Below are 12,861 nucleotides of genomic sequence, written 5' to 3'. Positions count from 1 at the left end.
GGACCGTGGCGCTGCGCTTCTTTCGCCAGCAACCGGGTTTGATCGTTTCGGGCGTCGGCCATGCCGCCGTGCTCGTGGCGGGGCTCGTCGCCTTTTCGACGGCGACGCCCTTCGCCGACCAGCAGGAGGCGATTGCCGTAGACGTGATCAGCGAGAGCGATCTGCGCGAACTGACGCGCGGCACGCCGACCGAAAAGAAGGTCGCCGAGAACCCGCGGCCGGTGGTCGACAAGCAGTCGGAGAAGGTCGAGGAGCAGCCGAAGCCAGGCGAGGCGCCGCGTGACGTGCCGGCGCCGCCGTCGCGACCGCAGACAGCCGAGACCGAGCAGCCCGAGACGCCGAAGCCGCCGCCTCCGCCGCCGCCCCCTCCACCCCAGCAGGTCACGCCGCCGAAGCCACAGCCGGCGCCCACTACCGAGACCGCCGAGAAGCAGGCCGAGGAAAAGCCCGAACCCGCCCGGACGGAGCCCGCGCCGCAGCCGCCGAAGCGGCCCGAGATCGCGGACAAGCCGCCCGAGCGCCAGCCGGAACCCAGGAAGCCCGAGCCCAAGCCCGAGCCGAAGCGCGAGGACCTCGCCAAGCTCATCGAGAACACGAAGCCGCAGGAGAGGCCGGCGCCCGCGCGGTCACAGGAGCCGGACCGCAAGTTCAGCCCGAACGACATCCGCAAGCTGCTCGAGAGCAAGGACAAGCCGCAGAACGCCGCAGCGACCGGGCAGGAGGTGAACCGCACCGCCTCGCTCGGCACACGCACCGGGAATGCCGCCAGGCTGTCGCCCGCCGACGCCGATATTCTCGGCGGGATCGTGCGCGAGCAGTTGGCCCAGTGCTGGTCGCCGCCACCGGGTGCCAATCCCGCGGTGAAGCCGATCGTGCGCATGAGCCTCAATCCGGACGGCTCGCTGAGGGCAACGCCGACGCTGGCGAACGCATCCGGCGAGGCCGCATTCCGCTCGGTAGCGGACAGCGCGCTCAGGGCCGTGCGGCGCTGTGCGCCCTTCCGCATTCCCGAGCGCTTCCAGCCCTTCTATGCCGACTGGCAGGAGTGGAATGTCATCCTCGACCCGAGTGAATTCCTGGGCTGACATGGTTTCGCCGTCAGCCTCATCCATAACCAACGCCCCACGAACGTCATGTCTCTCCCGGCAAGAGCCAAGAAAAGCCCGATGATGAAGACCCTGATGGCGCGCCTCGCGCTGCCGCTGATCGCGGCGATGACCCTGGTGCCGGCGGTGCTGACGCCAGCGCGCGCGGAAATCACCATCACGCTCGACCGTGCGAACTTTCAGCCGCTGCCGATCGCCGTCACCAATTTCGGCGGTGACGTCGAATTCGGCGCGCGCATCGCCGAGGTCATCACCGCCAACCTGCGCCGCTGCGGCTATTTCGTGCCGATCGATGCGCAGGCCTTCGTCGAGCCGTCGCCGGCCTTCGACGCCGCGCCCCAGTTCAGTGCCTGGCAGGCGATCAACGCCCAGGCACTGGTGACGGGGAGGGTGACGCGCGAGGGGGGCGGGCGGCTCAAGGCCGAGTTCCGCCTGTGGGATGTCTTCGCCGGCCAGCAGCTCACCGGCCAGCAGTATTTCACCGATCCAAACAACTGGCGGCGCATCGCGCATATCATCTCGGACGCCATCTTCACGCGGATCACCGGCCTCAAGGGCTTCTTCGACACGCGCGTCGTCTTCGTCGACGAATCCGGGCCGAAGGAGGCGCGGCGCAAGCGCCTCGCCATCATGGACCAGGACGGCGCCAACCTGCGCTATCTCACGCGTGGCGAGGACCTCGTCGTCACGCCGCGCTTCTCGCCGGTGGCGCAGGAGATCACCTTCATGTCGCAGCGCACGGGCGAGCAGCCGCACGTGCAGTTGCTCAATCTCGACACCGGCCAGCGCGAGATCGTCGGTAACTTTCCCGACATGACGTCGAGCCCGCGCTTCTCGCCGGACGGCCAGCGCATCGTCATGAGTCTGCAGCAGGGCGGCAATGCCAACATCTACATCATGGACCTGCGCTCGCGCACGACGACCCGCATAACCTCGACCAACGCCATCGACACCTCGCCGTCCTTCTCGCCCGACGGCGCGCGCATCGCCTTCGAATCCGACCGTGGCGGGCGGCAGCAGATCTACGTGATGAACGTCGACGGATCCGACGTGCAGCGCGTTTCCTTCGGCGAGGGCTCCTACGCCCAACCAGTCTGGTCGCCGCGTGGCGACTACATCGCCTTCACGCGACAGAAGGGCGGCACCTTTTCCATCGGCATCATGCGGCCGGATGGTACGGGCGAGCGCATCCTGACCGAAGGCTTCCACAACGAGGGGCCGAGCTGGGCGCCGAACGGCCAGTATCTCATGTTCTGGCGCGATCCTGGCGGGCAGGGCGGCGGCAAGCTCTACATGGTGGACGTGACCGGCCGCGTGGAGGTGCCGGTGCCGACACCGTCCTTCGGCTCCGATCCCGCTTGGTCGCCGCTTCTGACGGACGTGCGCTGACGGCGACGTTTACCGGCGGTTAACCCCAAAGCGAGCTTTACGGCACCTGTCGCTTTCGGGTCCCTGTCGTCAACCTCTCGTCAAGGTTGACGGCTCATTGATCAGGCTTCGTTCCGCGTCTGTCCGGTGGTCGCCGACAGCCGGAGGTGCGTCAAGGAGTTGTCAGATGATGTCCTCGCTCTTCTCGTCGGGCGGCCTCAAGGTGGCGGCCGCCCTGGCTGCGGCCCTGACGCTGGCCGCCTGCTCGTCCGATCCCAACAAGGACGGCCTCGCCGGTGGTGCGGGTGCCGGCGGCTATGCGGCCCCCGGCACTGCCCAGGACTTTGTGGTGAATGTCGGCGATCGCGTCTTCTTCGAAACCGACTCCTCCGATCTGACGCCGACCGCGATCGCGACCTTGAACAAGCAGGCGCAGTGGCTGGCGCAATATCCGCGCTACACCTTCCTCATCGAGGGCCATGCCGACGAGCGCGGCACGCGCGAGTACAACTTCTCGCTCGGCGCCCGTCGCGCGCAGACGGTGCGCGACTATCTCGCCTCGCGCGGCGTGCCCGCCTCACGCATGCGCACCATCTCCTATGGCAAGGAGCGCCCGGTGGCGGTGTGCAACGACATTTCCTGCTGGTCGCAGAACCGCCGCGCCGTCACGGTGCTCGATGCCGGGGCCGGCGCCTGACAGGTGCTGCCCTCGCCCGACGTCGCGTCTGCGTGGGGAAGGGCCGGTCTGCAGCCATATTGTGGCCGCAACCGGCCTGTTCTGCTAGGCCGACGCGACAAACGCGGCTAACCGAATGCATCGCATGATCCAGACCTTCCGAAGCATCGCCGTCGCGCTCCTCGCGACGGCCGCTGTCATGATCGTCCTGCCCGAAGGCGCACGCGCGCAGGATGCCGCTGACATGTTCGTGCGCCTCAACCGCCTCGAAGGGCAGGTGCGGGAACTCTCGGGCCAGGTCGAGCAGCTGCAGCACCAGAACCGGCAGCTCATGCAAACGCTGCAGCGGTTCCAGGAGGACGTGGAATTCCGCTTCCAGGAAGGGGGCGGGGCTGGTCGCTCCGGCGCCACGACACCGCGCACCCAGCCGGCGCCTGCCCCTGCACCGCAGCGGCGCGGCGATGCCTTCGACCCCACGGCCGCGCCTGCGGCGCCGGGGGCTCCGCGCAATCTCGGCGAGGCGCCGGTGAACACGGCCAACAGCGCCACGGGCGGGGTCGCCATCATCGGCGACGATCCTGCACCCGGTGCCGGCACGCCACTGGACATCAATTCGCTGGCGCGGGAGGCGATGGCGGCTTCTGCGCCGACGGCGCGCAGTGGACCGAGCATCGCTGCGACGGGATCGGCGAACCCGGCGCAGGATTATGAAACGGCCGTGGCACTGCTGCGGCAGCGCCAGTATGATGCGGCGGAGATGGGCCTGCGCCAATTTCTCCAATCACATCCACGCGACCGGCTCGTGCCCGACGCAACCTTTTTTCTCGGCGAAACCTATTACCAGCGCAAACGCTACAACGAGGCGGCCGAGCAGTATCTGAAGCTCGCCACAGACTATCCCAGTGCCGGCCGTGCCCCCGAGGGGCTGCTCAAGCTCGGACAGGCGCTCAACGCGATCGGCGCCCGCGAGCAGGCCTGCGCCACCTTCGCCGAAGTCACCCGCAAATATCCGCAGGCTCCCGGAGCCGTGCGTCAGGCGACCGAGCGCGAGCGGGCGCGCTGCTGACCCGTGAACGGGTCCTCGCACGCCAAAGATGAGCCTCTCGCTCCGGACGAGGTCGATGCGGCCTTCTTGAAACTCGTCGACAGCCGCCATCTTCTTCTCGCCGTTTCCGGCGGCCCCGATTCCCTTGCCCTTCTGATCACCATTGCCGGCTGGCTGGACCGTGCCGGACGCAAGCCGCGCGTCAGCGTCGCCACCGTCGACCATGGCCTCAGGGCTGAAAGCGCGGCGGAGGCCGAGGCCGTGGCGCGGATTTCGGCTGGCTTCGGCTTGGCGCACGCGACCCTACGCTGGCATGGCGAGAAACCGGCGCACGGCATCCAGGAAGCGGCCCGTGCGGCGCGCTACCGCCTGCTCGCTGACCATGCCGCCGCGATCGGCGCCGATTGCATCGCCACAGCCCATCACGGCGACGATCAGGCCGAGACCGTGCTGATGCGTCTTGCCGCAGGCAGCGGCATCGCCGGCCTGGCTGCCATGCGACCGCGGGTCGCGGTCGCGCCAAGCCTGTGCCTCGCGCGGCCGTTCATTGCCATTCCCAAGGCGCGTCTCGCGGCGACGGTGACGGCAGCCGGTCTGGTGCCAACGGACGATCCCTCGAACCGCGATCCGACCTACGCGCGGGCGCGGCTGCGCGGCCCCGCGGCGCGAGCTGCTGCCGCTACGCTCGGTTTGACGCGGGAGAGGCTCGTGCGCCTCGCGGCGCGGGCTGCAAGGGCGGATGAGGCCCTCGCGTCGGTCGCCCAGGCCGATGCGGCCCGGCTCATCCACCCCTTTGCGGAAGGAAATGGGGGTGTCGAAATATTGGCTGAGATCTTTCGCCTGCCGGAGGAGTTGATGCTGCGCGTGCTCGAGCGTGCCATTGCGGAAGCCGCGGGTGGAGCGACCTCGCCGACAGTGCCCTTGCGTCTCGAGCGGCTGGAGGCCCTGGCCTCGTCGCTGCGGCGGGCGCAAGCAGCCGGCGGCACCATGCGCGCGACGCTGGCGGGGATGCTCGTTGCGCTCGATGCCGGCGGTCGCGTGCGCATCACGCCCGAGCCCCCACGCCGGCGCGGCCGGCGCGCCCCAGAAAAGCCGCCGACATCTGGCTGATACGGCGCTGATACGAACATTCCCTTAAGGGGCCTCTCGGGTTGGGTTTCCCTTGGCAAGGGTTTAGCGCGATCTTAAATTAGCTTGGACATGAGTGCGGCCCGGGTTCCGGTGCCGAAGAACAAAGCGACAGGGAAACGATGAATCCCAATTTTCGTAATTTCGCCCTCTGGGTAGTCATCTTTCTCCTGGTGCTGGCACTGGTCACGCTCTTCCAGAACCCCGGGCAGCGGCAGGCCGCGAACGAAATTCCCTATTCGCAGCTCATCGCCGACGCCGAGAACGGCCGCATCGGCTCCGTGGTGATCTCGGGCCAGAACATCACGGGCACCTATATCGGCGGGGGCGGCACCTTCACCACCTATGCGCCCTACGACCCCAACCTGATCAGCAAGCTGTCGCAGAAGGGCGTGCAGATCACGGCCAAGCCGCCGCAGGATTCCACGCCCTGGTTCATCGCCCTGCTCGTCAACTGGCTGCCGCTGCTTGTCTTCATCGGCGCCTGGATCTTCCTGTCGCGGCAGATGCAGAACGGCGCCGGTCGCGCCATGGGCTTCGGCAAGTCCAAGGCCAAGCTCCTGACCGAGGCGCACGGGCGCGTGACTTTCGAGGACGTCGCCGGCATCGAGGAGGCCAAGGAGGACCTGCAGGAGATCGTGGAGTTCCTCCGCGATCCGCAGAAGTTCCAGCGGCTCGGCGGGCGCATCCCGCGCGGCTGCCTGCTCGTCGGCCCGCCGGGCACCGGCAAGACGCTAACCGCCCGCGCCGTCGCGGGTGAAGCGAACGTGCCTTTCTTCACGATTTCGGGATCGGACTTCGTCGAGATGTTCGTGGGCGTCGGCGCGAGCCGCGTGCGCGACATGTTCGAACAGGCGAAGAAGAACGCGCCCTGCATCATCTTCATCGACGAGATCGACGCGGTTGGCCGCCACCGCGGCGCCGGCCTCGGCGGCGGCAATGACGAGCGCGAGCAGACCCTGAACCAGTTGCTCGTCGAGATGGACGGCTTCGAGGCCAACGAGGGCGTCATCATCATCGCCGCCACCAACCGCCCGGACGTGCTTGATCCGGCTCTTCTGCGCCCCGGTCGCTTCGACCGTCAGATCGTGGTGCCGAACCCGGATGTCGCCGGCCGCGAGAAGATCCTGCGCGTGCACGTGCGTAAGGTGCCGCTCGCTCCGGATGTCGACCTCAAGGTCATCGCCCGCGGCACGCCGGGCTTCTCCGGCGCCGACCTGATGAATCTCGTCAATGAGGCGGCCCTGCTTGCTGCCCGCCGCTCCAAGCGCATCGTCACCATGCGCGAGTTCGAGGACGCCAAGGACAAGGTGATGATGGGCGCCGAGCGCCGCACCCTCGTCATGAGCGAGGAGGAGAAGCGTCTCACCGCCTATCACGAGGCCGGCCACGCCGTGGTTGCCCTCAACGTTCCGGCGACAGACCCGGTGCACAAGGCGACCATCATCCCGCGCGGCCGCGCGCTGGGCATGGTCATGCAGCTGCCGGAGCGCGACAAGCTCTCCATGAGCTACGAGCAGATGACCTCGCGCCTCGCCATCATGATGGGCGGCCGCGTGGCAGAGGAACTCGTCTTCGGCAAGGACAAGGTGACCTCCGGCGCTGCCTCCGATATCCAGCAGGCGACCAAGCTCGCCCGCATGATGGTGACGCAGTGGGGCTTCTCCGACGAGCTCGGCACCGTCATGTACGGGGAGAATCAGGACGAGGTCTTCCTCGGCATGTCGGTGGCACGCCAGCAGAACGTCTCGGAGGCGACCGCCCAGAAGATCGATGCCGAGATCCGCCGCTTCGTTGAGGCGGGCTACGCCGAGGCGACCCGCATCCTCAAGGAGAAGGCCGATCAGCTGGAGCTTCTGGCGAAGGGGCTGCTCGAATACGAGACGCTGACAGGCGAGGAAATCCGCGATCTGCTCGACGGCAAGCCACCCGTGCGCGATGCCGGCGAGCCAGCGGCGCCCACGCGCCACTCGCCCGTGCCGTCGGCTGGCTTCAACCGCCCGCGCGGCGAGCCGGACGCCGGCCTCGAGCCGCAGCCGCAGGCCTGATACGCTCACCCCCAACGCAGGCCGAACGGCGCCGTCGGGCGCCGTTCGTCTTTCTGATCGAGCGGCTGTAATCTGCGCTCATACTTTGTGAACAAAGCGCGCGCATCATTGGCCGATGCCGGATGATATATTCGCGCGGGTTCAGATAAGAATGGCCTCTTCTTGCACGCACCGAGCTCTACGCACATGACACGCAGCTTCTTCGGAACCGACGGCATCCGTGGCCGGGCCAACGGCACCATCACGCCCGAGCTCGCCCTGCGCGTCGGCCAGGCGGCCGGCCTCGTCTTCCATCGCGGCGACTATCGCCACCGTGTCGTCATCGGCAAGGACACGCGCCTGTCCGGCTATATGATCGAATCCGCCCTGCAGGCCGGATTCACCTCGGTCGGCATGGACGTGCTGCTGCTCGGGCCAGTGCCGACACCGGCGGTCGCCATGCTGACGCGCTCCATGCGCTGCGACCTCGGCGTGATGATCTCCGCCTCGCACAATCCGTACGAAGACAACGGCATCAAACTCTTCGGCCCGGACGGCTACAAGCTGTCCGACGAGGTGGAGCGCGAGATCGAGGCTCTGATGACGAGCGATCTGACGAGCCGGCTGGCGCCGCCCGCGGGGCTCGGCCGGGCCAAGCGCATCGAGAGCGTGCACGCGCGCTACATCGAATTTGCCAAGCGCACCCTGCCGCGCCAGCTCGACCTCGAGGGCCTGCGCATCGTCGTCGACTGCGCCAATGGCGCCGCCTACAAGGTTGCGCCCGAGGCGCTGTGGGAACTGGGGGCCGAGGTCATCACCATCGGCGACGAGCCGGACGGCTTCAACATCAATCACGAGGTCGGCTCGACGGCACCGGAGGCGCTGGTGCGCAAGGTACGCGAGACCCGTGCCGACATCGGCATCGCGCTCGACGGCGATGCCGACCGCGTGCTCATCGTCGACGAGAAGGGCCATCTTGTGGACGGCGACCAGCTGATGGCCGTCATCGCCTCGAGCTGGCAGGCTGACGGGCGCCTGTCGAAGCCCGGTATCGTCGCCACCATCATGTCGAACCTCGGCCTCGAGCGCTATCTCGCGGGCCGCGGACTGGAACTCGCCCGCACGGCGGTGGGCGACCGCTACGTGTTGGAGCACATGCGGGCGCACGGCTACAATCTCGGCGGCGAGCAGTCCGGCCACATCATCCTGTCCGACCATACGACGACCGGCGACGGCCTCATTGCGGCCTTGCAACTGCTGGCCGTCCTCAAGGCGCAGGACCGGCCGGTGAGCGAGGTGTGCCACTGCTTTGAGCCGTTGCCTCAGGTGTTGAAGAACGTGCGCTACCGGGACGGCCAGCCGCTGAAGAACGATTCCGTCGCCAATGCCGTCGATGCGGCGCGCGAGCGGCTCGGCAGCAACGGACGCCTGGTGATCCGGCCCTCCGGTACCGAGCCGGTGATCCGCGTGATGGCCGAGGGCGACGACCGCGACCTCGTGGAGCAGGTGGTGGGCGAGGTCTGCGACGCGCTGACGAGGGCCGCCGCCTGACGCCGGCATCGTGCAGGGTCTGCGCACCCGGCAACAGGAGCGAGCGGTCGGCGATGCGGCGGCACGTCCCACCCGTCGAGGGCAAGGAAGGTCGCCGGCCGTCCTCCAGCGCCGTTCCGGCGGCCGCTGCTGTCGATTCATCTTAACGGATCGGTAGGGTTAAGCGTTAGGCTTAAGCGATATTTAACGAGTAGTGCCTAGATTGCCTTCGTCTGCGGTTTTGCGGGCAAGCACGATTTGCCCGGTACGAAGGAAATACTCATGGGCAGCCTGAAATTCATTGCGTGCGCCGGCCTCATGGCCGCCGGGCTCGTCTCCGGCGCCCGGGCGGCCGATCTTCTGCCTGCGCCGGCGCCCCTGCCGGTGCCCGAACCCGTCGCTTTCGGCGGCTGGTATCTCAGAGGCGACATCGGCTTCAGCAACCAGGAAGTCGACAAGCTCGACAACGTGCTCTACGACGCCACCGTCGTGAACATCGACAAGGCCTTCGATGCGGCACCGTTCTTCGGCGTCGGCCTCGGTTACCAGTTCAACAGCTGGTTACGTTTCGACGTCACGGGCGAATATCGCGCCCGGGCGAATTTCCACGGCTACGACGTCTATCCGGCCGGCCCCGGCTATGCCGCGGGCTCCAACAACTATTCGGGCTCGAAGTCCGAATGGCTGTTCCTTGCCAATGCCTATCTCGACCTCGGCACTTGGCACGGCGTGACGCCCTTCGTCGGCGCCGGCGTTGGCGGCTCCTACAACACCATCCACAGCTTCCGCGACGAGAACGTGCCGAACCTCGGTTCGGCCTATGCGCGCGATGCCTCGAAGTGGAACTTCGCCTGGGCGCTCTATGCGGGCCTTGCCTATGCCGTGACGCCGAACTTTACAGTCGAGCTCGGCTATCGCTACGTCAATCTGGGCGATGCGCAGAGCGGCGACATCATCACGTACACGGGCACGAACAACGTGTACAACCCGATGAAGTTCAAGGACCTGTCCTCGCACGACGTGAAGCTCGGCATGCGCTGGATGTTCGGCGGCCCCGTGGTTGCCGAGAGCTACGAGCCGATCGTCGCCAAATACTGATCGGCTGCAGAGCGGGCCATCATCGCAGTTCTAGGCCGTAGACTCATAACCGCGTAGCCAGATGCGGATGGACGCGAGCTTCACGGCGGCGAGGAAGTTTTCCGCCGTCTTGTCGAAGCGGGTGGCGATACGGCGGAAGTGTTTGATCTTGTTGAAGAAGCGCTCGACGAGGTTGCGCGCCTTGTAGAGGTGCCTGGAGAAGCAGATCGGGTCCTTGCGGTTGCGCTTGGGCGGGATGTTCGCCCATGCGTTCCGCTCGGCGACGGCAGCGCGCAGGTCGTTGGCGTCGTATCCCTTGTCGGCCAGCAGCATTGAGCCCGGCGCGAGATGCCCGATCAGGTCTTTGGCACTCGCGAGGTCGCTGGCTTGGCCTGCCGTGAGCTTGAGGAGGATCGGCCTGCCTCGGCTGTCGACGAGCGCGTGGAGCTTGGTCGTGAGCCCGCCTCGGGAGCGACCCAGACATCGATCGACACCCCCCTTTTTGCCGTCGCCCCGTGCTGGTGGACGCGGACGACAGAGGTGTCGATCATCTGCACGTCACCATCGTAAGCCCTTGTGATCGCGTCCATGAGCCGATCCCAGACGCCCGCCTTCCGCCATCGGTTGAAGCGGTTGTAGATCGTGGTCGGCGGCCCGTAGCGCGCCGGCATGTCCGCCCACGGCGCGCCCGAGCGCAGGCACCAGAAGATGCCATTGAGAACCCGCCGGTCATCCACGCGAGGCACGCCCCGCGACTTGTTGGGAAGGTGAGGCCGGATCGCCTCCCATTCGAAATCCGTCAGATCGTAGCGGCCCATCGCAAAGCTCCCGAAAAGGAGCTTGAATCACAATTGCCACCGTCAGGGAACCCAGAGCCGTTTATGGGTTTACGGCCTAGGAGCGCGGCGTCCTACGCCGCGCTTTCTTTTTGCCGGCCGTCGGCGAAAGGAGCCGAGATCTTCGGTCAACATTCGTTAAGGTTAATGGTCACTTAACTTCTTGGCGGCAAGCTCCCGGCAAATGGTGGTGCCTCCCTTGCCCACGCCCATTGCGTCCGTCCCGGGAGTATTTCTCGATGCGTCATGCCTTTCTCGTCGCAGCCCTGTCCCTCGTCGTGGCGGCCCCCGTCGCTGCGGCCGAGCTTCCGCCGGCGCCGGTGCTCGATCCCGAGCCGGGGGTGCTGGCGAGCGGGGAGGGTTTCTACCTGCGCGGCGACGTCGGCTACGCCATGCCGATCGACCCCGCGCTGTCCATCAACGGCCTCGGCTACATCGGGGAGCGGCTGGACAAGAACGCCACCTTCGGGCTCGGGCTCGGCTACGACTTCGGTTGGCTGCGGGCGGACGTGACGGGGGATGTCTTCGCCGAGCGCAGCCTCTCGGCCTCCGCCCCGGGCCTTGCCGCCACGGCCAAGCTCAATTCCGTCGCGGTGCTCGCCAATCTCTATGCCGACCTCGGCACGTGGTCCGGCATCACACCCTATGTCGGCGCGGGTGCCGGTCTTGCGGTCAACCGGCTCGGCTCCGTCCGGGAGACCGCGACGGCGACCGGTACGGACATCGCCTATGACGGCGGCACGCGCACCGGATTCGCCTGGGCGCTGATGGCGGGCGCGGCCATCGATATCACCACCTCGCTCAAGTTCGATCTCGGCTATCGCTTCGCCGATCTCGGCAAGGCGCGGGCGGCGGGCGGGGCGGTGCGCGTCGGCGACCTGCGCAGCCACGAGGTGCGCTTCGGCCTGCGCTACACCTTCGATTGAGCGGCATTCGCAACGGAATATTAAGGTTAACGGGCAATGATCGAGGCTGTACTGGAGGTTGGGGAGTTCTGATCGATGCGCGCGCTTCTTCCGGGCCTGGTCATTGGTCTCGGCTGGGCTTTCGCGGCTCCGGCCGCTCATGCTGCCGATCTCGGCGACAGCTGGCTGCGCGGCTCGATGCCCGCCTATGGCGACAGCGAGCCGACCGGCGCCTGGGGCGGCTTCTACATCGGCGTGCAGGGCGGCTATTCCAACGCCAATATCGATTTCGGCACGGCGAACAGCAGCCAGATCGCCTATATCCTGCGCAATCTCGCCGTCGAGCAGGAGCGCCGCATCTCGGGCGCAACGGTGCTGCCGGAGCGTGACGTGCGCGGCGGCAACTACGGCTTTCTCGTCGGCTACAACAGCCAGTGGGAGGATGTGGTCCTCGGCGTCGAGCTCGGCTACACGCGACTCAATCTCGATGCGACGGCTTCGGACAGCAACAGGTTCTGGACGGCCACCAGCAACGGCTACACGTATAATGTCGGGCTGGAATCCAGCGCCCAGGTGAAGCTGACCGACTATCTGACGTTCCGCGGACGCGCCGGCTACGATCTTGGCAATTTCCTGCCCTATGCGACGCTCGGTCTTGCGGTTGGTCGCGCCGATGTGACCCGCAGCGCGAACGTCTATCTGTGCGAGGACACGACGGGCAGCACACCGCCGGCCTGCGCGGCGGGGCTCTACGGCTCGGCCAGCGAGCGCAAGAAGGATACCTATGCGGTCGGCATTGCCGCAGGCCTGGGTCTCGACATTCTCCTGACCGAGAACCTCTTCCTTCGCGGCGAATACGAATATGTCCGGTTCGGCTCGTTCGAGAACGTGAACGCGGATCTCCACACCGTGCGGGGCGCGGTGGCGGCGAAGTTCTGAGCGGGCCTGCAAGGCCCGGAACAGGTCCACCTCTGGTCCCCAACGCAACTTCATGCCCCGGACACACCGCAGCATGTGAATGATGCGGTGCTGAGCCGGGGCCCATTTCCATGGTGCCTTCGGCAGATTCATGCGCTGGTTCCCGGGCCGCATTCCACTTCGCTGCATGCGCCCGGGAAACGAGGTTGCTCGTGAGCGAGCGCTGAGTGATCGCCCGACTGCCG

Annotated in this window: 10 protein-coding genes and 1 pseudogene; 10 read left to right on the top strand and 1 reads right to left on the bottom strand. The window is 66.9% G+C overall.

Features of this window, described 5'->3' with window-relative positions:
* Window positions 1-5: 5 nt before the first annotated feature.
* The 8 genes from BOQ54_RS13735 to BOQ54_RS13700 all read left to right on the top strand — a co-directional run bounded on the left by BOQ54_RS13735 (window position 6) and on the right by BOQ54_RS13700 (window position 9,978).
* Window positions 6-1,085, top strand: coding sequence for a hypothetical protein (locus tag BOQ54_RS13735; protein WP_071924102.1), 1,080 nt, complete (start codon window positions 6-8; stop codon window positions 1,083-1,085).
* An 81-nt stretch (window positions 1,086-1,166) separates the two neighbouring features.
* A complete protein-coding gene (gene tolB / locus BOQ54_RS13730; protein ID WP_055457626.1) occupies window positions 1,167-2,495 on the top strand; it encodes a Tol-Pal system beta propeller repeat protein TolB in 1,329 nt (442 codons plus the stop codon).
* A 166-nt stretch (window positions 2,496-2,661) separates the two neighbouring features.
* Complete coding sequence (gene pal, locus BOQ54_RS13725) at window positions 2,662-3,171, top strand: peptidoglycan-associated lipoprotein Pal (protein ID WP_432431511.1); 510 nt, start codon at window positions 2,662-2,664, stop codon at window positions 3,169-3,171.
* Between the two features lie 124 nt (window positions 3,172-3,295).
* Window positions 3,296-4,216 (top strand): tol-pal system protein YbgF, encoded by a 921-nt coding sequence (gene ybgF / locus BOQ54_RS13720; protein WP_071924510.1) that lies wholly within the window; start codon window positions 3,296-3,298, stop codon window positions 4,214-4,216.
* 66 nt (window positions 4,217-4,282) lie between these two features.
* Window positions 4,283-5,305 carry a tRNA lysidine(34) synthetase TilS gene (gene tilS / locus BOQ54_RS13715; RefSeq protein WP_186437985.1) on the top strand — a complete coding sequence of 341 codons (1,023 nt, stop codon included), beginning with the start codon at window positions 4,283-4,285 and terminating at the stop codon, window positions 5,303-5,305.
* Between the two features lie 140 nt (window positions 5,306-5,445).
* Window positions 5,446-7,371, top strand: a complete 1,926-nt coding sequence (ftsH, locus tag BOQ54_RS13710) for an ATP-dependent zinc metalloprotease FtsH (RefSeq protein ID WP_055457623.1) — start codon at window positions 5,446-5,448, stop codon at window positions 7,369-7,371.
* Window positions 7,372-7,557: 186 nt separating this feature from the next.
* A complete protein-coding gene (gene glmM, locus BOQ54_RS13705; protein WP_055457622.1) occupies window positions 7,558-8,901 on the top strand; it encodes a phosphoglucosamine mutase in 1,344 nt (447 codons plus the stop codon).
* A gap of 261 nt (window positions 8,902-9,162) precedes the next feature.
* On the top strand, window positions 9,163-9,978 hold the full coding sequence (locus BOQ54_RS13700; protein ID WP_055457621.1) for an outer membrane protein: 816 nt from the start codon (window positions 9,163-9,165) through the stop codon (window positions 9,976-9,978).
* Between the two features lie 30 nt (window positions 9,979-10,008).
* On the opposite strand, the pseudogene BOQ54_RS19535 reads toward BOQ54_RS13700, so the two are convergent.
* Window positions 10,009-10,775: pseudogene (locus BOQ54_RS19535) on the bottom strand (IS5 family transposase).
* 257 nt (window positions 10,776-11,032) lie between these two features.
* Between BOQ54_RS19535 and BOQ54_RS13685 the strand changes: the two are divergent.
* Together BOQ54_RS13685 and BOQ54_RS13680 are read left to right on the top strand one after the other, a co-directional pair.
* Window positions 11,033-11,719, top strand: coding sequence for an outer membrane protein (locus tag BOQ54_RS13685; RefSeq protein ID WP_055457620.1), 687 nt, complete (start codon window positions 11,033-11,035; stop codon window positions 11,717-11,719).
* Between the two features lie 75 nt (window positions 11,720-11,794).
* Complete coding sequence (locus BOQ54_RS13680) at window positions 11,795-12,637, top strand: outer membrane protein (RefSeq protein ID WP_063190035.1); 843 nt, start codon at window positions 11,795-11,797, stop codon at window positions 12,635-12,637.
* Window positions 12,638-12,861: the final 224 nt, after the last annotated feature.

The sequence above is a fragment of the Chelatococcus daeguensis genome (assembly GCF_001887265.1).
Classification (GTDB): Bacteria; Pseudomonadota; Alphaproteobacteria; order Rhizobiales; family Beijerinckiaceae; genus Chelatococcus_A; species Chelatococcus_A sambhunathii.
Note: the sequence above shows the minus strand (reverse complement) of the source record. Positions and strands in the feature narration are given on the sequence as shown.

Excerpts from the sequence above, each read along its gene's own strand:
- tolB (WP_055457626.1), top strand. The coding sequence starts at position 1,167 with ATGATGAAGACCCTGATGGCGCGCCTCGCGCTGCCGCTGATCGCGGCG.
- pal (WP_432431511.1), top strand. The coding sequence starts at position 2,662 with ATGATGTCCTCGCTCTTCTCGTCGGGCGGCCTCAAGGTGGCGGCCGCC.
- ybgF (WP_071924510.1), top strand. The coding sequence starts at position 3,296 with ATGATCCAGACCTTCCGAAGCATCGCCGTCGCGCTCCTCGCGACGGCC.
- ftsH (WP_055457623.1), top strand. The coding sequence starts at position 5,446 with ATGAATCCCAATTTTCGTAATTTCGCCCTCTGGGTAGTCATCTTTCTC.
- glmM (WP_055457622.1), top strand. The coding sequence starts at position 7,558 with ATGACACGCAGCTTCTTCGGAACCGACGGCATCCGTGGCCGGGCCAAC.
- BOQ54_RS13700 (WP_055457621.1), top strand. The coding sequence starts at position 9,163 with ATGGGCAGCCTGAAATTCATTGCGTGCGCCGGCCTCATGGCCGCCGGG.
- BOQ54_RS13685 (WP_055457620.1), top strand. The coding sequence starts at position 11,033 with ATGCGTCATGCCTTTCTCGTCGCAGCCCTGTCCCTCGTCGTGGCGGCC.
- BOQ54_RS13680 (WP_063190035.1), top strand. The coding sequence starts at position 11,795 with ATGCGCGCGCTTCTTCCGGGCCTGGTCATTGGTCTCGGCTGGGCTTTC.